Origin of the sequence: Acinetobacter lactucae (assembly GCF_001605885.1) — a bacterium.
In the GTDB taxonomy this organism is placed as follows: Bacteria; Pseudomonadota; Gammaproteobacteria; order Pseudomonadales; family Moraxellaceae; genus Acinetobacter; species Acinetobacter lactucae.
On sequence record NZ_LRPE01000001.1, the window covers coordinates 44,089 to 63,598 of the forward strand.

19 protein-coding genes are annotated in these 19,510 nt (G+C 39.8%); 11 read left to right on the top strand and 8 right to left on the bottom strand.

The annotated features are described in order from the left end of the window. Positions 1-12: 12 nt before the first annotated feature. From AWW73_RS00200 to AWW73_RS00215, 4 genes are all read right to left on the bottom strand, one after another. On the bottom strand, positions 13-1,017 hold the full coding sequence (locus AWW73_RS00200) for an LLM class flavin-dependent oxidoreductase (protein ID WP_062848372.1): 1,005 nt from the start codon (positions 1,015-1,017) through the stop codon (positions 13-15). 133 nt (positions 1,018-1,150) lie between these two features. Beyond that, positions 1,151-1,657 carry a hypothetical protein gene (locus tag AWW73_RS00205; RefSeq protein WP_016145807.1) on the bottom strand — a complete coding sequence of 169 codons (507 nt, stop codon included), beginning with the start codon at positions 1,655-1,657 and terminating at the stop codon, positions 1,151-1,153. 236 nt (positions 1,658-1,893) lie between these two features. Continuing rightward, positions 1,894-2,313 (bottom strand): glycine zipper domain-containing protein, encoded by a 420-nt coding sequence (locus tag AWW73_RS00210; RefSeq protein WP_005073603.1) that lies wholly within the window; start codon positions 2,311-2,313, stop codon positions 1,894-1,896. A 177-nt stretch (positions 2,314-2,490) separates the two neighbouring features. Continuing rightward, positions 2,491-3,411: a LysR family transcriptional regulator gene (locus AWW73_RS00215; protein ID WP_062848373.1), complete on the bottom strand. Its 921-nt coding sequence runs from the start codon at positions 3,409-3,411 to the stop codon at positions 2,491-2,493. A 119-nt stretch (positions 3,412-3,530) separates the two neighbouring features. On the opposite strand from AWW73_RS00215, the gene AWW73_RS00220 reads away from it, so the two are divergent. The 3 genes from AWW73_RS00220 (at position 3,531) to prmC (ending at position 6,566) form a co-directional block, all read left to right on the top strand. Further along, a complete protein-coding gene (locus tag AWW73_RS00220; protein WP_062848418.1) occupies positions 3,531-4,370 on the top strand; it encodes a type 1 glutamine amidotransferase domain-containing protein in 840 nt (279 codons plus the stop codon). A 292-nt stretch (positions 4,371-4,662) separates the two neighbouring features. Beyond that, on the top strand, positions 4,663-5,751 hold the full coding sequence (gene prfA, locus AWW73_RS00225; RefSeq protein ID WP_062848374.1) for a peptide chain release factor 1: 1,089 nt from the start codon (positions 4,663-4,665) through the stop codon (positions 5,749-5,751). Next, positions 5,751-6,566 carry a peptide chain release factor N(5)-glutamine methyltransferase gene (gene prmC / locus AWW73_RS00230; protein WP_062848375.1) on the top strand — a complete coding sequence of 272 codons (816 nt, stop codon included), beginning with the start codon at positions 5,751-5,753 and terminating at the stop codon, positions 6,564-6,566. Before prfA ends, prmC begins: the two co-directional genes overlap by 1 nt. Positions 6,567-6,568: 2 nt before the next feature. Here prmC and AWW73_RS00235 read toward each other — a convergent pair whose 3' ends face one another. The 3 genes from AWW73_RS00235 to AWW73_RS00245 all read right to left on the bottom strand — a co-directional run bounded on the left by AWW73_RS00235 (position 6,569) and on the right by AWW73_RS00245 (position 9,657). Then, positions 6,569-7,408: an ABC transporter permease gene (locus tag AWW73_RS00235; RefSeq protein WP_062848376.1), complete on the bottom strand. Its 840-nt coding sequence runs from the start codon at positions 7,406-7,408 to the stop codon at positions 6,569-6,571. A 3-nt stretch (positions 7,409-7,411) separates the two neighbouring features. After that, positions 7,412-8,386, bottom strand: coding sequence for an aliphatic sulfonate ABC transporter substrate-binding protein (locus AWW73_RS00240; protein WP_062848377.1), 975 nt, complete (start codon positions 8,384-8,386; stop codon positions 7,412-7,414). Positions 8,387-8,628: 242 nt separating this feature from the next. Next, positions 8,629-9,657, bottom strand: a complete 1,029-nt coding sequence (locus tag AWW73_RS00245) for an AraC family transcriptional regulator (protein ID WP_062848378.1) — start codon at positions 9,655-9,657, stop codon at positions 8,629-8,631. Positions 9,658-9,805: 148 nt separating this feature from the next. Here AWW73_RS00245 and AWW73_RS00250 point away from each other — a divergent pair, with 148 nt between their 5' ends. Both AWW73_RS00250 and AWW73_RS00255 read left to right on the top strand, forming a co-directional pair. Next, entirely contained in the window at positions 9,806-10,576 is a 771-nt protein-coding gene (locus AWW73_RS00250) for a 3-hydroxyacyl-CoA dehydrogenase (RefSeq protein ID WP_062848379.1), read from the top strand. 19 nt (positions 10,577-10,595) lie between these two features. After that, positions 10,596-11,732, top strand: a complete 1,137-nt coding sequence (locus AWW73_RS00255) for an acyl-CoA dehydrogenase family protein (RefSeq protein ID WP_062848419.1) — start codon at positions 10,596-10,598, stop codon at positions 11,730-11,732. Positions 11,733-11,821: 89 nt separating this feature from the next. Here AWW73_RS00255 and AWW73_RS00260 read toward each other — a convergent pair whose 3' ends face one another. Beyond that, a complete protein-coding gene (locus AWW73_RS00260; RefSeq protein ID WP_016145800.1) occupies positions 11,822-12,400 on the bottom strand; it encodes a flavin reductase family protein in 579 nt (192 codons plus the stop codon). Between the two features lie 169 nt (positions 12,401-12,569). Here AWW73_RS00260 and AWW73_RS00265 point away from each other — a divergent pair, with 169 nt between their 5' ends. The 6 genes from AWW73_RS00265 (at position 12,570) to kdpB (ending at position 19,509) form a co-directional block, all read left to right on the top strand. Continuing rightward, positions 12,570-13,346: a HesA/MoeB/ThiF family protein gene (locus AWW73_RS00265; RefSeq protein ID WP_062848380.1), complete on the top strand. Its 777-nt coding sequence runs from the start codon at positions 12,570-12,572 to the stop codon at positions 13,344-13,346. Positions 13,347-13,404: 58 nt separating this feature from the next. After that, positions 13,405-14,703, top strand: coding sequence for an ABC1 kinase family protein (locus AWW73_RS00270; RefSeq protein WP_062848381.1), 1,299 nt, complete (start codon positions 13,405-13,407; stop codon positions 14,701-14,703). A gap of 15 nt (positions 14,704-14,718) precedes the next feature. Further along, complete coding sequence (gene folB / locus AWW73_RS00275; protein WP_062848382.1) at positions 14,719-15,099, top strand: dihydroneopterin aldolase; 381 nt, start codon at positions 14,719-14,721, stop codon at positions 15,097-15,099. Next, positions 15,056-15,493, top strand: coding sequence for a 2-amino-4-hydroxy-6-hydroxymethyldihydropteridine diphosphokinase (locus tag AWW73_RS00280; RefSeq protein WP_062848383.1), 438 nt, complete (start codon positions 15,056-15,058; stop codon positions 15,491-15,493). Before folB ends, AWW73_RS00280 begins: the two co-directional genes overlap by 44 nt. A 258-nt stretch (positions 15,494-15,751) precedes the next feature. Further along, positions 15,752-17,461 carry a potassium-transporting ATPase subunit KdpA gene (gene kdpA, locus AWW73_RS00285; RefSeq protein WP_062848384.1) on the top strand — a complete coding sequence of 570 codons (1,710 nt, stop codon included), beginning with the start codon at positions 15,752-15,754 and terminating at the stop codon, positions 17,459-17,461. An 8-nt stretch (positions 17,462-17,469) separates the two neighbouring features. After that, positions 17,470-19,509, top strand: coding sequence for a potassium-transporting ATPase subunit KdpB (kdpB, locus tag AWW73_RS00290; RefSeq protein WP_081409425.1), 2,040 nt, complete (start codon positions 17,470-17,472; stop codon positions 19,507-19,509). The last annotated feature ends 1 nt before the right edge of the window (position 19,510 follow it).

Sequence of the window (19,510 nt, forward strand, 5' to 3'; positions counted from 1 at the left end):
TGAAGCGGAGTTTTAATGTTCTGTTTTTACATTCATGAGCTGGGTAAAGCTTTCTAAACGTTTAGCTGTATCGTATACATCACATGTAAAAATAAACTCATCAACATCGTATGTTGCTAAAAGCTTTTGTAAACCATTGCGAACTGTATCGACAGAACCAATTTGTGCCATTGCATAGAAGTTTTCGACAGACAGTTGTTCTGCTGTATTCCATAATCCCTGCATTGATTCAACTGGAGGCTTAAGCTTTAAGCTTTCTCCGCGGATTAAGCCTAATACACGTTGGTAAGCACTTGTTGCTAAATATTGTGCTTCTTCATCTGTGTCTGCTACAACAACAGGAACACCCATTGAAACATACGGCTTATCTAGGTATTCAGAAGGTTCAAAGTTCTCTCGATAGAGTTGAATCGCTTGACCTAACATACGTGGTGCGAAATGTGACGCAAATGAGTAAGGGAGTCCAAGTTTTGCCGCAAGTTGTGCACTAAATAGGCTAGATCCAAGTAGCCAAACAGGAACATGTGTACTTTGCCCTGGCGTTGCAATAATCTTTTGCCCTGCTTGAGGTACATCGAAATATTTTAGGATTTCGACAACATCTCTAGGAAACTGATCTTCTGTTTCTTGATGACCACGACGTAAAGCTCGCATGGTGAGTTGATCTGTACCAGGAGCACGACCTAAACCAAGTTCAATACGATTTGGATATAAAGTAGCAAGCGTCCCGAATTGTTCTGCGACAACTAAAGGGGCATGGTTAGGAAGCATAATTCCGCCTGAACCTAAGCGAATATGCTGTGTATGTGCTGCAATAAAACCGAGTAAGACGGCCGTAGCTGAACTTGCGATACCATCCATGTTGTGATGTTCTGCAAGCCAGAAACGTTCATAACCAAGCTTTTCTGCATGTTGTGCCAATTCTAATGCGTGACGTAATGAGAATTCGATGGTTTTATCATTACGAATGGGAGCAAGTTCCAAAATAGAGAACTTGGTATCTTGAAGTGATCGCATGCGATATTCTCGAATAAGGGTATATCGAAATAATACGATATATAAAGTTTGATGTATATCGTTTTTTTTCGATATTAAATTTTATCTATCAATAAAAAAGCACCCGAAGGTGCTCTTTTGATTCATATATAAATTAGCGGTTTTTATACCAACCGCGGTGTAAGCCATTGTCATGGCGACGGCTACCACCTTTATAATAACGACGATCACCATCGTAATATCTACGGTCATCACGATCATAACGGCCACGGTCATAACGATCATCGTAGTTACGGTCTTCAGCAACTTTACGACCAAGTGCTGAACCACCAGCTGCACCTACTGCTGCACCGATGTAACCACCGTTGGTACCGCCCATATTTTTGCCGACTGTATAACCAGCACCACCACCTAAAGCACCACCAATTGCAGCTTCTGTACGATTACGACGATCACTTGCTGCCGCTGCACCACCAGCTCCACCTAGAGCAGCGCCGATTGTTGCACCTGAGGTACCACCAATACTTTTACCAATTGCAGTACCCACTACACTACCTAAAGCAGAGGTTGCAGCAACACGTGTACCATTGTCAGCATGTGCAACTGTTACCATAGAAGATGTTGCAAGTACTGCACCAGCCAACCAAATATTCATTTTCATCTTGGAACTCCATGTCCTTTTTACTGAAAGGACGGTATTTTTGTCTTGAGGTAAATGTAATAAAAAATTTCGTGATAATTATGGAGAAGCCAAAAGGAGATACGAGTGTTTTGTGTCGGATTGTATGGTTTATATTAATATGTGAATAAATCATGAGCATACGACATAATAGCTTGTAGATTTATCAAAATAAAAAAGCACCCGAAGGTGCTTAAATATCTGTGCGTCAAATTTGATTAGTGATGACGACGGTGTTTTTTCTTCCAGTGTTTAGAAGATTTTTCTGTATAACGGTCTTTAGAAATTTTATTACCTAAAGCCGAACCACCCGCAGCACCTAAAGCAGCGCCTACATAACCACCGTTTGTACCACCCATGCTTTTACCAACGGTATAACCAGCACCACCACCTAAAGCACCGCCAATAGCAGATTCAGTACGGTGACGACGATCGCTTGCAACAGCTGCACCACCAGCACCCCCTAAAGCAGCGCCAATTGTCGCACCAGATGTACCGCCCATGCTTTTACCAATTGCAGTACCAGCGACACTACCTAAAGCAGAAGCAGCTGCAACATGTGTTGTATTGTCAGCGTGTGCCACAGTAACCATAGAAGTTGCTAAAACAGCGCTACATAACCAAGCATTTAATTTCATTTTGACTCCGTGTCCCAAGTCGCAGGACCCTATATCTTTTGTTACGGCAAATGTAACAAAACACTTCTCTCCAAATATGGAGAACCATCTTTTGATTATTGCAGTTTAGTGTCTGATTTGTATGCTTTCTATTAAAATAGAATATTTAATACTCATATAGAAAGAACTGATTCTCACTTAATGTTCGTGAGTTTCTTTATGGTCAGTTGAGCATAAGAAATCAATAAAGGCTCGTGTGGCAGAAGACATATGTTTATGTTGTGCATATAATAAAGAGAAAGGGCGGGTGTGACCTGCATAAGTCTCAAGTAAAGGCTGTAATTTTCCTTGCCGAATCTTTTCATTAACAATAAATTCGTAACTCTGGCATATCCCTAACCCATTTTCAGCAAGAGATACGACTCCTAAAATATCTTCTTTTACTAAAATCCGATTTGTTGGTATCCACTGAATTTCATTATCACCATTTTTTAAAAACCATGGCGTGACCTTACCCGTGCTTGGTAATTCAAAGGCAATACATTGGTGATGGTTTAAGTCTTCCGCGGTTTTAGGAACACCCATACGTTTTAAATAATCGGGTGAGGCAACAAGTTGAAGAGGGGCAAGCTCCAAAGGTCTGGCAACGAGAGTACTATTGGGAAGCTGACCTTGACGAATAGCTAAATCAAATCCTTCAGCAATTAAATCGACGTTTCGATTAGAAATACTGATTTCAATTTGAATGTCCGGATATTGAAAAAGAAATTTTTGTAGTAATTCTGGAAGGCGATAATGCCCATAAGTTGTGGGTACACTTAATTTAATTTTCCCAGAAATTTGTAGTTGTTCACCTTGAATAGTACGCTCTGCATGTTCAATTAACTGAAATGCATGTTGCATCTTTTCATAATAAAGTTGACCAGCTTCAGTCAGGCTCAAATGACGAGTTGTTCTTCTAAAAAACTGAATACCAAGTTTTTTCTCTAGCCGCGTAATTGTTCTACTAATGACTGAAGGAGTGGTTGCTAAATAAATTGCAGTTGCACTAATAGAAAGCTTCTCAGCCACAATTAAAAACACTTCAATATCGGCAAGATGGTCAAATTGACGTGACATTTAGTCCTCAAACGCAAAAAAGATTTGCAAAGGTGATTGTTTATCTACCTCATTGGCAAAAATAGAATATATCCATCCAAAATATAAATCCAGCAAATGGTTGGAATGAAGGTCTAATGATGAAATCTCTAAATAAAATAATGCTTGCAGTAGTTACCGCTTCAGCAGCATTCAGTGCAAATGCTGCTCATGTTTTGGTTGTATTGTCTGATGAAGGGCTGTTAGAGCTAAAAAATAATCAGATTTTTAAAACAGGCTTTTATTTAAATGAGTTAATGCAGCCTACCAAAATGCTGTTAGATGCGGGGCATACCGTAACATTTGCCACTCCAAAAGGGAAAGCTCCAACCTTAGATGAGTCATCGAACAGTGCGATGTACTTTAATCAAGATGAAAAAGCATTAAAGAAATATGCAGGTTTATTGCGTGATCTAAAATTAACATCTGCTCAAGATTCTCCGGTTGTGAGCCTATCTCGTATTGAGCAAATTGGATTTGATAAGTTTGATGCTATTTATATTCCGGGTGGACATGCGCCCATGCAAGACTTATTAAAAGATAAACAACTTGGCAAAGTTCTCACGGCTTTTCATAAAGCTGGAAAACCTACTGCATTGGTTTGCCATGGTCCTATCGCTTTAATGTCAACTTTACCTAATGCCTTGGAAGTAGTTGATCAACTAGAACAAGGTAAAACAGTCAAAACTGGCGAATGGATTTATAAAAATTATCGGATGACGGTGATTAGTAATCAAGAAGAAGAGCTAGCAAAAGCTTTGTTAAAAGGTGGAGAAATGAAGTTCTATCCGCAAACGGCTCTACAGTCTATAGGAGGTAAATATCAAAGTAATACAACTGCGTGGACTCCAAATGTGGTGGTCGACCGTGAGCTTATTACAGGACAAAATCCAGCCTCGGCTGTTCTTGTCGGTAAAACTTTGTTAGGGAAATTAAAATAAGATAACCGTGATAGAGAGGCTTTAGAAATAAAGTCTCTCTTGTCATATAAAGAGGAAATATAACTTATTATTTCCTACAGAAAAGCCAAATTATAGGTAAGTAAATAAATCTTATTCGAAATCATTATATTTATACACCTCTACTTATTGGGAAAGTTGATGAATTGGCTGATTATATATGTCATTTAAGCGCCATAATCTGTAAACTATGCGCTATTTTTACGATTTTGCTTATCTTCTATACTTACATAGCGTTCGATAAGCTTTTTGGACTTTTGAGATATTTCCTCTTATGAAAGCGTCACTCCGTTTACGACTTGATCAACTCTGTGATCGACATGAAGAACTTACTGCATTGCTTGCAGATGCTGAAGTGATCTCCGATAACAAACGTTTCCGTAAATTGTCTCGTGAACATAGTGATTTATCTGAAATTACCGAAGTTTGGAGTAAATACCGTCAAGCAGAAGAAGATATTGAAACCGCTGAGATGATGAAGTCTGACCCAGACTTTAAAGATATGGCAGAAGAAGAAATTCAAGCCAATAAAACCTTGCTTGAAGAATTAGAAAGCCAGCTCAACATTTTGATGATTCCAAAAGATCCGAATGATTCTAATGCGGCTTATTTAGAAATTCGCGCTGGAACAGGTGGTGATGAGGCTGCAATTTTCTCTGGTGATTTATTTCGCATGTATAGCAAATATGCCGAGACACAAGGCTGGCGTATTGAAGTTCTTTCTGAAAATGAAGGCGAGCATGGTGGCTTTAAAGAAGTCATTTGCCGCGTAGATGGTGATGGTGTTTACGGTCGCTTAAAATTTGAAAGTGGTGCTCACCGAGTGCAACGTGTGCCAGCCACTGAATCACAAGGGCGCGTTCACACTTCAGCATGTACAGTTGCGATCTTGCCTGAAATTGATGTCGATACCAATGTTGAAATTAATCCGGCAGATTTGCGTATTGATACTTACCGTGCTTCGGGTGCGGGTGGTCAGCACATTAACAAAACAGACTCGGCAGTGCGTATTACTCACATCCCAACAGGTACAGTGGTTGAGTGTCAAGAAGAGCGTTCACAGCATAAAAACAAAGCTAAGGCGATGGCATTGTTAGTATCGCGTTTAGAAAATGCTAAACGTGCAGCAGCAGATGCAGCAACTTCTGAAATGCGCCGTGATTTGGTTGGTTCTGGTGACCGTTCTGAACGTATCCGTACTTATAACTACCCACAAGGTCGTATGACGGACCATCGTATTAACCTAACTTTATATAAGTTAGACGCGATTATGGAAGGTGATTTAACTGAATTGCTTGATAGCTTACATCGTGAATATCAGGCAGATCAGTTGGCGATGCTTGCACAGGAAAATGGCGGCTAATGAATATTGCTCAAGCGCTTGCAATTCGTGGTGAGCCTGATAGTTATGAACGACAAGAAAATGCTTGGTTACTTGAGCATTTTCTAAAAATTAATTCGCTTGAATTAAAGTTTAGACTTGAGCAAGAATTAACAGCCCAACAAGAGCAAGACTATCTAGCTGGTCTTGAACGTATTCAAAAAGGTGAACCTTTAGCTTATGTAACGGGTTCACAGCCATTTTGGACGCTCGATTTAAAAGTAACATCTGATACTTTAGTGCCACGACCTGATACTGAAGTTTTAGTTGAAACCGTTTTAAATCTAAATTTACCAAATACTGCAAATATTGTTGATTTGGGAACGGGAACAGGTGCAATTGCGCTTGCATTAGCGAGTGAACGCCCAGATTGGTTCGTCACAGCAACTGATATCTATGCGCCTACATTGGAAGTTGCGAAAGAAAACGCACAAACACATGATTTACAACGTGTGAAATTTGCCTGCGGCGCTTGGTTTGAGGCACTGCACCCACAACAATTTGATTTAATTGTTTCTAATCCGCCGTATATCGACCCTGAAGATGAGCACATGCAAGCTTTGGCAACAGAACCGCGCCGTGCATTGGTTGCAGATCATCAGGGACTGGCTGATATTGAAATTATTATTGCTCAAGGTAAGAGCTGGTTAAACCCAAAAGGCTGGATTGCTCTGGAACATGGTTATGATCAGGGGCAAGCTGTTCGAACTATATTTGCTGAGCATGGTTTTAGTGAGATAAGAACCATTCAAGATTATGGCCAAAATGATCGAGTCACTTTGGCATGCTGGATTTAAAATTACTTTTGTAGTGTATCCCGCCAACGTAACAACCAGTTTTCTATCAGTTTCATTAAGGTATCGGTTAATTTACCCAATAGCGCCAATAAAATAATTGCAATGATAACAATATCAGGTCGAGACGTTTCTCGGCCATCGCTAAGTAAATAGCCAATCCCTTGTGTGGCTGCAATCAGTTCAGCTGCAATCATAAACATCCAAGATAAGCTTAAGCTGTTGCGTAAACCCGTTAAAATTCCCGGAGAGGCTGCCGGTAAAATAATAGATATAATCCGCTGAAAAGCATTAAGCCGATAAACTTTTCCAACTTCAATGAGCTTTTTATCTACATTATGAATTGCTGCAACTGTATTAGTGTAAGTTGGAAAGAATGCTCCGATTGCAATCAATGTAATTTTAGAACCTTCGTCAATTCCTAACCAAAGTAATAGCAGAGGAATCCAAGCAAGACTTGGGATCGACTTAATTGCTGAAAAAGTTGGTTCTAAATATGCTTCTGCCTCTTTACTTAAGCCAACCCAAATCGCAAAAATTAAACCTAAACCGCTTCCTATAATAAAGCCGAATAGAACACGCCATGTACTAATATAAATATGGGCAAATAGGTCGCTATGAGCTAAATCTAAAAAAGATTGCCATAAACTCGACGGTGCAGGGAGTAGATAAGCATCGATATAGCCATTTCTGACTAAAAACTCACAAGCCGCTAAAAAGATGAGTGGAATGAGTAGCGCTTTAAACCAACGTGTAAATTTGTGGTTTAGATGCTTTTTCTGAGATTTTAAAGCCTGCTGAGTTAAGAAGTGATTTAGCTCAGCTTTGTTAAGTGAATCACTCATATACTATTTCACGACTTTTTGAGCAAAACGTGGGTCTAACAACTGATCAACCACTTGATTGACGTTAGTACCTTTTCTAACCAAGTCTTCTTCTGTCAAAATTTTCCCAGAACGTTTTAGCGCTTGTGCTTGAGTTGCTGATGGAATGCTTTGATCGAAGTTGGTTCGGCTCAGTTGTAGTTTAGCCACAGGTAGAGGAAGTTTTGATTCTTGAGCTAAAAGTGCTGCCACTTTATCTGGATTGGCTTTTGCCCATTTTCGGGCTTGTTCGTAGGCTTTAATAACAGCCTCAACCGCTTCAGGACTCTGCTTTGCAAAATCTTCTTTAACGCTCAGTACGCTATAGCTATTAAATCCAACATTACGATAAAGCAATTTGGCACCCGATTGAATTTGAGCAGAAGCCATTAATGGATCAAGTCCAGCCCAAGCATCTACTTGACCACGCTCTAATGCAGTCTTGCCGTCTGGATGTTGTAAATGAACCAGTTGTACATCACGTTTACTCAAACCGACAGTGTCTAGTGCTTGTAGTGTAAATAAGAAAGGATCTGTTCCTTTAGTAGCTGCAATTTTCTTACCTTTTAAATCTTTTAGGTTTTTAATTGGTGAATTTTTTGCGACAACAAGTGCGGTCCACTCTGGTTGGCTTTGTACATAAACCGTTTTAATTGGACTACCATTCGCTCGGCTTAATACAGCCGCTAATCCAGCGGTAGAAGCAAAATCGATACTATTACTGTTGAGATATTCTAATGAGCGATTGCTGCCTTGACTAAAAACCCATTTAATTTGGGTATTTGGCAGTGCTTTTTCGAGAAGTTTTTGATCTTTAACGACTAAACTAGTTGGTGCATAGTAAGCATAATCAAGCTTAAGCGTAGTCGGAATTGCTGCAAAAGCAGATGAAGTAAATACAAACCCCAATGTTGATGCCAACAAAGTCTTTGGTAGAGAAAATTTTGATTTTAAAGACATGATAAAAATAAAACCGAAATGAAATAGGAGATCATCCTTTCACGTGTTTAGAGGCTTATGAACTTAGTTATTTTGATTTATAAATCAGTTTGAAAGATAAAAGTTTGAATAAAACTATAAAACACTGTTTTTATGACTATTATTAAGTTTTAAATAAAGCGTTTATCTGAAATACTGAATTTAAAAGACATAAATATCATAAGCTTAAGCTCTAATGCCTTAAGCTTTATTCGATATATATGTTATTGCTTATGGGCAGTTAAATTATCTCGATATGCACCTGGGCTGACACCTGTCCATTTTTTAAAGGCACGGTGAAACGCGCTTGGATCTTGGAAGCTTAAATCTTCACTAATATCTTGAATCGAGTCATTCGTTTTGCTTAAGCGTTCAACAGCAATATCACAGCGGATTTCATTTTTAATTTGCTGGTAGCTTACACCTTCATGTTTCAGTCGGCGCTGAACTGTTGCTTCTGAAATATTGAGTTGTTGTGCCACATCTTTGAGTTCGGGCCATTGTGCAGGGTGGAGTTTCAATAAATGGCGACGAATAAGTACACTCAAGGCATTTTCATTTTTAAAGCGAACTAAAAGATTTTGCGGAGTTTGCTCTAAAAAATCATAAAGCGCTTTTTTATCTTTCTTAATTCTAATATCTAAATAGTGGGCATCGAACTCAACTCGATTTATCTCGGCATTAAATTGAATGTCTTCACCAAAACGTACGAGATAGTCCTGAATATCCTGAGGTTTAGAGCAGCGTACCATAATATTATTTAAGCTAATTCGTTGGTCTACTAACCAACACATCAGCCCATGTACTAATATTAAAAAGGTTGCATAGGTAAACATGCGTTTAGGTTGTTCACGATCATGAATCACTAAATAAGCTTTGTCTTGTTCTCGAATGAGTTCTCCGTGCATATCATCAAGCACGAAGTTAAAAAATTTTAAAATATCGTAGAGTGCTTTTTCTAAAGTTTCAGCCGTACTGACAAGTTTAGTCAATAACTTATAGCTGCCACGACGCATGGGATGACTATCCATACCAAAAAACTCGTCGTTCATGGCATTAGCAAGCTCTATCCACAGTTGGGCATACGTTGTAACAGGTACACGAGCCTTTGGAGACATCAGTAATTCAGTGGGAATGCCTGCTTTATTTAGAATTATTTGCGTATTTAGGCCTTTGGCATAAGCAGCACTCAGTGCTTCATGGACTAGTGCAATCGAAATTGTGCCTTTACTTAAAGAAGATTGGACAACCATGTCAAAGACTCATATTTTCTTCATATATTTAAAATTTGGATTGATCAAAAGCTGCAAACATTTTGAGGCTTTTTGAAATTGTATCGGAAAACAACAACTTTTACTCTCATTACTAAGTTTAAAGAACATTTCTATAGGACATTACATAATGAAAATTCAAGGAAAACATTTCGTGATTACTGGTGGTAGCTCTGGCTTGGGTGCTGCTACAGCTGAGTATTTAATCCAGCAAGGTGCTTCAGTTACCTTGGTAGACATGAATGTAGAAGCAGGCGAGCAACAAGCAAAACAGTTAGGGCCAAAAGCTGACTTTGTAAAACTTGATGTGACCGATGAAGTTGCTGCTGAACAGTTCTTTAAAGATGTGTTGGTCAAACATGGTCATTTACATGGTTTGGTGAACTGTGCCGGTATTGGCCCTTCTGCAAAAGTGGTTGGTCGTGAAGGCGTACATGATTTGGCGCTATTTTCAAATACTTTAAATATTAATGTCACAGGTACATTTAACATGCTGCGTTTTGCGGCAGATGCAATGAGTAAAAACACGGTTGAAGAAGGTGAAGAAGATCGTGGTGTGATTGTAAACACTGCGTCTGTGGCGGCATTTGATGGTCAAATTGGTCAGGCTGCGTATTCTGCATCAAAAGGCGCTATTGTTGCGATGACATTGCCAATTGCTCGTGAGCTTGCGCGACATGCCATTCGTATTATGACCATTGCCCCAGGAATTATGGAAACCCCAATGCTTAAAGGTATGCCACAGAATGTACAGGATGCTTTGGGACAAATGGTGCCATATCCATCTCGTTTAGGAAAACCAGAAGAATTCGCCCGTTTGGTGGCACATATTGCTGAAAACTCTTACTTAAATGGTGAAGTCATCCGTCTAGATGGTGCAATTCGTATGGCAGCAAAATAATAAAAATAAGGATGCTGAAATGATCTTAAATGCTGAACAAAGTATGGTTCAGGAGATGATGCGTAACTATGCGCAAAATCAGTTAAAACCAACAGCCGCACATCGCGATAAAACCCATGAATTTCCTGCTCAGGAATTAAAAGATTTAGGTGCACTAGGTGCTATGGGTATGACCGTGCCCGATGAATGGGGTGGTGCGGGAATGGACTATGTATCTTTAGTGCTTGCAATTGAAGAAATTGCTGCGGGTGATGGTGCTATTTCGACTATTGTCAGTGTACAAAATTCCTTAATTTGCGGTATTACACTGGCGTACGGTTCGGAGCAGCAAAAACAAACCTATTTACCAAAATTTGCTTCTGGTGAATGGCTAGGGTGTTTTTGTTTAACTGAGCCACATGTAGGTTCTGATGCAAGTGCGATTTTATGTAAAGCTGAGCGCGATGGCGATCACTGGGTTTTGAATGGCGTAAAGCAATTTATTACCAGCGGTAAAAATGCCCGAGTGGCTTTGGTGTTTGCGGTTACAGATAAACAAGCGGGTAAAAAAGGGATTTCGTGTTTTCTTGTACCGACGAATACTCAAGGTTATTTGGTTACTCGTATTGAAGACAAAATGGGCCAACATGCTTCCGACACAGCGACCATTACTCTCGAAAACTGTCGAATTCCCTTAGAAAATTTGGTGGGGCAAGAAGGTGAAGGTTATAAAATTGCGTTATCTAATTTAGCAGCTGGACGTATTGGTATTGCTGCTCAATCTGTTGGAATGGCAAGAGCTGCTTTTGATGCAGCGGTGCAATATGCAAATGAACGTAAAGCATTTGGGGTGGAATTAGTTCAACATCAGGCAGTGAGTTTCCGTTTAGCCGATATGGCAACCCAGATTGAAGCAGCACATCAGCTCGTTTTACATGCTGCATCTTTAAAAGATGCAGGATTGCCTTGTTTAAAAGAAGCTTCAATGGCAAAGCTATTTGCGTCTACTATGGCTGAGCGAGTATGTTCGGATGCGATTCAGATTCATGGTGGTTATGGCTATGTGAGTGACTTCCCCGTAGAGAGAATTTATCGTGATGTTCGTGTAAGCCAGATTTATGAAGGTGCTTCTGATATTCAACGCTTGGTGATTGCTCGTGAAGTGACTCAAGTTTAAGTATTAGATTTTAAAAATAGTCACTGAATGCAAAAAACCGCAATTGTTATGCGGTTTTTTGCAATTAAATGAAACTCGCTTTTTGATGATTAAATCTGAGCTTTGACTTCCTCACCAATCAAATAAAAAGTTCCACCTGCAATATAGTGCAGGCTGCGAAGTTCTTTCGGCGCATCTTGAAAATGCCAGTGCCCATCTCTAAAAATGCGGCTATCTGCCCATGCACCTACAACAGAACCAATAAATAAATCATGAGCTGATTGATTATGCGGTTCAGGAATAAGTTTACATACCAGCCATGCGACGCAACCTGATACAAGTGGGCTAGGAAGTTCTTCTTGATAGAATAACTCAACCCCGCAATGTTCAAGTTTTTCTGGATCATCCAACTTACTAATGGTTCCAAGTTGATGAGTCAGATCGAGCTGTGCATAGCAAGGGACTTGTAAAGTGAAATAGCCACTTTGCTCAACGAGCTGTCGTGTTTTAGTGCTTTTGTCGAGAACAACGGATACTTTGGCTGGCTTGAATTCTAAGGCACATGCCCATGCGGCAGCCATTACATTACGGTCGTCACCATGTTGCGCGGAAACAAGGACAGTAGGGCCATGATTTAACAAACGATAAGCTTTTTCTAACTCTACAGGTGCAATATATGATTGGGACATATTTAGCCTAAGTAACACAGAAAACAGATAGCCTTATTGTTGCAGAAAGTATGAGAGAAGTAATGTGATAGGGTATTAACCGAATAAAAAAGTAGTTTCCATTTTATAGCTTTCATAATGACAAACTTAGTCATAAAATCACTGGGCTTCTAAGTGAAAGGATTAACGCGTGACCGAGCTTCAAGATATCGATTTTGTAGAGTTAAGTGATGAAGAAATGCATCTCTATAGCCGTCAGATTTTACTTGATGGATGGGATATTGAAGCTCAGGAAAAACTTAAACTTGCTAATGTGCTGATTATCGGTGCTGGTGGAATAGGTTGTAGCAGTGCAGAGCTACTTGCAAGAGCAGGGGTTGGTAAAATTACACTAATTGATGCAGATACTATTGAGATAAGTAATTTACAGCGTCAAATTGCATTTGGTCATGAAGATATCGGACGTTATAAAGCAGAAATTCTAGCTAAACGTTTACAGAAAATTAACCCTTATATCTGTGTTGAATACTATAACGAACGTTTAGACGAACATAACATTGATAGACTTGTTGAACACCAAGATGTGGTTTTAGATGGATGTGATAATTTTACAACTCGCTATCTGGTAAATGCAGCTTGTAAGAAGCATCAGGTCGCCCTAATTAGTGCTTCAGCAATTGGTTTTCAGGCACAAATGTTTATGGTTGAAGGAGATTCAGCTTGCTATGAATGCCTTTTTCCGAAAGAACAACATAGTAATGAAGGGCTGCGCTGTGCAGAGTCAGGGGTACTTGCAACTACTCCTGTAATGATAGCGTCATTACAAGCACATCACACTTTGCTGTATTTAGGTTTAAATCGTGTACCTTTAAAGCAGAAACTATTATTGTGGGATGGTTTAAATATGACACAACGTATTGTTAGTTTTGATAAAGATGTAAATTGCCCACTTTGTCAGGCAAGCTAATCAGTAAATGAAACAAAATTTGCTACACTCAACCTGAATGATTTGGTTTTGAAGAAATATGAAAAAAAATATTTTGTTTGATGGGCTACGTTCAGTCGCCCGTATTGGTGAAACAGCAGTGGTTGCCGCCAAAGCTGGAATTAAATACGCAACTGAAAAACCAAGTAATGCCAAACTCATGCGAGAGACTTTTGAGTCGCTTGGTTCAACTTATATTAAGCTTGGTCAGTTTATTGCGAGTACTCCATCGCTTTTTCCACGAGAATACGTAGAAGAATTTCAAGGTTGTCTAGACCAGACACCAACACTCCCATTTAGTTATATTCAAGGTGTGCTTGCGTCTGAATTTGAAGGACGCGATTTAAGTCAGATTTTTAGCTATATCGATGAAAAGCCATTAGCTTCTGCATCAATTGCTCAGGTTCATGCCGCTAAGTTGACCACAGGTGAAGATGTGGTTATTAAAGTACAAAAGCCTGGTGTTGAAACCATTTTATATACTGACTTAAGTGTAGTGCATTGGGCTGCTAAGCTGCTTGAGCGTGCAGTACCAAAGATTAAATTTGCTGCTCTTTCTGAAATTGTAGATGAAATTAAAAGCCGTATGGTTCGTGAAGTCGATTTCATTGAAGAAGCACAAAACTTAGATGATTTTGTGGAGTATCTTAATATTTCACAAAATAAAGCAGCGACAGCGCCTAAAGTTTATCATCAGTTTTCTACACGCCGTGTTTTGACCATGCAACGCCTATACGGTGTGTCTTTGACTGACTTTAGTGTCGTAAAACAATATGCTAAAGATCCATCACAAGTACTGATTACCGCCATGAATACATGGTTTGGTAGTCTTATGCTGTGTAAGAGTTTCCATGCGGACTTACATGCTGGGAACCTAATGTTGCTTGAAGATGGCCGAATTGGTTTTATCGATTTTGGTATCGTGGGTCAGTTAAAGCCAGAAGTTTGGACAGCATGTATTGCGTTTATGGATGCCTTACAAAAGACTGAGTATCAGGCAATGGCTGAAAATATGCTAAAAATGGGTATGACCCATAACAAGGTCGATGTTGATGTATTGGCACAAGATTTAGAGCGTTTGTTTAATGGCGTATTAATGGCCGATCCGCAACAGATCTTGTCTTCAAATCCAGCCGATTTAAATGACATCATGATGGATATGGTGGGTGTAGGCGAACGCCACGGGATTAAATTCCCTCGTGATTTTGCTTTATTATTTAAGCAAATGCTTTATTTCGATCGTTTTATGCGCGTACTCGCACCATATACTGATATTTATGCAGACCAACGTTTGAAAATGGTTCAAAATATGGAACCTGCTTCGTTGTTAAAGCACTAAGGTCAGTTTAAATTTATGGATGCCATTATTATTGAAGGCTTGAAGGTTGAGACAGTGATTGGCTGTTTCAACTGGGAAAGACAAATTATTCAACCTTTAATGTTGGATTTAACCATCCATAATGATTTGAGCCGAGCAGCAGAGTCTGACAGGCTTGAGGACACACTCAACTATGCCCAGATTTGTGAGTTATCGGCTCAAACCATTCAGCAAGCCAAACCTGAATTAATCGAACATGCAGCGCAGTTGGTTTTGCAATGTTTATTTGAAACCTTTCCAACAATTGAAAAAATTACCATAACCATCCGTAAGCCAGCCATCATTGCAGAAGCAAATGCTGTAGGAATTCGTCTTGAACGCACCAGAAACAATTTTTGCGCTCGCCCTAGCGAGTAATTTAGACGCAGATCAGCACTTTACTTTTGCTTATACGCAATTAGCAACTTTGGGGAAAGTGCAGTTTTCATCTGTTTATCAAATTCCATGCCGTGATGGTATTGGAGATGATTATTGGAATTCGGCATGTCTATTAAAAAGCACTTTATCGTGTGACCAAATTGAATCCTTTCTAAAGCAACTTGAGTCAGATTCGGGGCGCGTTCGTCCGTCGCATCATATTTCTTTAGATGTAGATTTGATTGCATGGGGAAGTGATCTGGACCATATGCAATTTAATTCTAAAAAATTGCCCTTAGCACTCGATGTAAAAATTCCTTTATATGAACTTTGGCATTGTGAAATCTTAAAGGCTGATAGCATGATTTATCCAGTCGTTAATTTTAAAGTTTAATACCCTTCAAACTAAATTTTACGCAAACTTTACGCGGGCTTTAACTTCCTCAATAGAGAATTTACGGGCATTTTATCGATACTGAAATTCACTAAATTAGTGTTATTTCAGGACAATAAAGATGCTTATAAATTCTCAAATGCGCATCTTGCATCAGTCTGGCATTGTCTTATGCGGACTTAAAACAAATGATATTTCTCCATCTCTCCTCATTTCCAGTTTGGCAAATCAAGCCAAGGGGTATAGAGGAGAATAGCTATGTTAGAACTTATACTTGTTTTATTTATTGCTATTTTTCTAGCATGGTGCCTCAGTAAATATCTATCCAAAGTGATGGCAAATCAGCCGATGTTGGGTGATGGATTATTTGGTTGGATTGAAAATCCTGTTTACCGCTTATTAGGTGTATCTCCACAGCAACAAATGAACTGGAAACACTATTCTCTAGCATTTGTTGTGAGCTGTATTTTTCTTGCAGTGGCTATTCTAGCTATTTTTATGACGCAAGCATGGCTACCATTAAATCCTAACCATGCACCAAATATGAGTTGGGATTTAGCGTTACACACAGTTATTTCATTTTTAACTAATACCAATCAACAGCATTATTCTGGCCAAGCTCAATTATCTTATTTGTCGCAAATGACAGGTATTGTGGGGTTGCAAGTTATTACTCCAATGATGGGGCTGGCTTTAGTTGTCGCGACCTTAAGAGCTTTTTTTTATCAGCGTCCAAGCCATATTGCAGCCGATGTGGCCGAGCAACCAGACCAAATTTTAATTGGTAACTATTGGGCAGATGTAATTCGCCCTACAGTACGCTTTTTGCTTCCACTGTGTTTTGTCTGGTCGTTGTTGCTTAACAGCCAAGGCGTACCAGCAACTTTCCAAGGTGGACCAGAAGTACAGCTTATTGATAAAGCCAATAGCGTTGAAACTCAAAAAATTCCTTTAGGGCCAGTTGCGCCAATGGTAGCGATCAAGCAATTGGGTAGTAACGGTGGCGGCTGGTATGGTCCAAATAGTTCTGTACCTTTAGAAAATCCAACACCATTTTCTAATTTACTAGAAATGATTGCGATATTACTTATTCCAATCACAGTCATTTTTATGGTCGGGCATTTCACTCAGCGTAAAAAGTTTGCTTACTTTGTCTTTGGTAGCATGCTTTTCATGTCGATTATTTCAGGTGCAGCGGCTGTCTGGTCTGAGAGTATGTCATCGACAGCATCTCAGCTTGCTGTAATGGAAGGTAAAGAACAACGATTTGGACCAGCAGCATCAGCAGTTTGGGCAGCCCTTACTACACAGGTGAATAACGGCTCGGTCAATATGATGCATGATTCTTCTGCACCGCTTACTGGTTTAGTCGAACTTATCAATATGTTGATTAATGCGATTTGGGGTGGTGTGGGCTGTGGTCTGCAACAGTTTATGATTTATCTGTTACTCGCAGTATTTATTGCAGGTTTAATGACAGGTCGTACCCCTGAATTGTTTGGGCGCAAGATTGAAGCTGCAGAAATTAAGTTACTCGCGATTATTATCTTGATTCAACCTCTCGTTATTCTTGCATTTACCGCATTAAGCCTCAGCATTTCAGGCATATCTGGAATTAGTAATCCGGGACCACATGGCATTAGCCAAGTGTTCTATGAATATGTTTCTGCCTTTGCCAACAATGGTTCAGGTTTTGAAGGTCTTGGAGACAACACTGTATGGTGGAATGTTACTTGTAGTATTGCGCTACTGTTAGGACGTTTTCCAACCTTAATTTTACCATTAATGATTGCGACACGTTTAGCAGCAAAAAGAAAAGCGCCCGAAACAGCAGGTAGTCTTCAAGTTGAAACGCCAACCTTTGCTTTAACGCTAATTACGATTGTGGTGTTGCTTACCTTATTACAATTTATGCCAGTTCTTGTCCTTGGGCCAATTGCCGATCAACTTTTGTTGGTTAAAGGCTAAGGAGGCGAGTGAAAATGAATACACAAACTCATGTAAATAGCCATAAAAAAACCATGGCAGTACCAAATTTTGAAGTTTGGAAAAATGCATTTGTGAAACTGCTACCGCAGCATGCAATTAAAAATCCAGTAATGGCAATCGTATGGCTGGGAACAGTGGTTACTGCAATTAGTACAGTTTTGGGTTATACCACGCTGTTATTTGGTTTTGTGGTCACAGCTATCTTGTTCATTACGATTTTATTTGCTAACTATGCCGAAGCTGTTGCAGAGGCTAGAGGTCGTGGTCAGGCATCTTCATTACGTGCAGCAAGAGAAAATTTAACGGCTCGAAGACTCAACTCTTTGACAGACCGTCAAGCGACTCAAGTTGCAGCTACTGAACTTCATTTAAATGATTTTATTGAAGTACATGCAGGTGAGCTTGTTCCAGCCGACGGTGAAATTGTAGAAGGGTTTGCCACCATTAATGAATCGGCTGTTACAGGTGAGTCAGCACCTGTGCTACGTGAAGCTGGAACAGACCGTTCAGGTGTTATTGGCGGAACCAAAGTTCTTACAGATCGTATTGTTGTGCAAGTGACTGCTGAATCTGGTCAAAGTTTCTTAGACCGTATGATTGCTTTGGTTGAAGGCTCAAATCGTCAAAAAACACCAAATGAGATTGCACTTGGCTTCTTATTAATGGTGATGACAATCACGTTTTTAATTGTCGTGATTAGCTTGCCATTTATTGCCAAGTATTTGCATATTGAACTTGATCCAGTTGTGCTCGTGGCGTTATTGGTCTGCTTGATTCCTACAACCATTGGTGGCTTGTTACCTGCGATTGGTATTGCGGGGATGAACCGTGCACTCAAAGCCAATGTTTTGGCAAAATCGGGTAAAGCTGTAGAAGTTGCGGGTGACATTGATGTGCTTTTACTCGATAAAACAGGAACTATTACTTATGGTGACCGTCAAGCGACCTCTTTCTATCCTTTAACTTCGGTAACTGAGTCTGAGTTGAGAGCTGCTGCTTGGGTAAGTTCACTTGCTGACCCAACACCAGAAGGAAAATCGATTGTTAAGTTAGCAAAGGAGCAAGGCTTAAAACAGCAAGAACCTGAGCAAGCCGAATTTATCTCTTTTAGTGCTTCGACTCGAATTTCTGGTGTGAATTTACCGAATGGTGAGCAAATTCGTAAAGGTGCATTAGATGCAATCTTGAAATTTGTAGATGAAGATTATTCTCAAGATTTAGAATTAAAAGCGCGTGTTGAACAAGTTGCCAAAAAAGGAGCAACACCTTTAGTCGTCGCTAATCAACATCATGTGTTGGGTGTGATTGAACTCTCAGATGTGATTAAACACGGCATTAAAGAACGTTTTGCTCGTTTAAGAGAAATGGGTATTAAAACTGTCATGGTCACAGGCGATAACCCATTAACTGCTGCTGCGATTGCTGCTGAAGCCGGTGTAGATGATTATATTGCCGAAGCAAAACCAGAAGACAAATTGGCTTGTATTCGCACCGAACAACAACAAGGTCGTTTAGTTGCGATGGTCGGTGATGGAACCAATGACGCGCCAGCATTAGCGCAAGCTGATATTGGTTTAGCCATGAACTCGGGTACACAAGCTGCAAAAGAAGCCGGCAATATGGTCGATTTAGACTCAGACCCGACCAAACTACTCGCTGTGGTTGAGATTGGGAAACAACAGCTGATTACCCGTGGTGCTTTAACAACATTTTCGTTAGCAAACGACGTCTCTAAATACTTTGCCATCTTGCCTGCATTGTTCGCTGCTGCGATTCCACAAATGCAAGTGTTGAATGTGATGCACTTAGCAAGCCCAAACAGCGCGATTTTATCTGCATTAATTTTTAACGCGATTATTATTCCGCTATTAATTCCAATCGCACTTCGAGGCGTCAAATTTAAACCTTCAACTGCAACTCAGTTATTACGTCGAAATATGTTGATTTATGGTGTGGGCGGTGTGGTTCTGCCATTCCTTGCCATTAAAGCGATTGATGTAGTGATTGTTCAATTATTTGGTTTGTAAT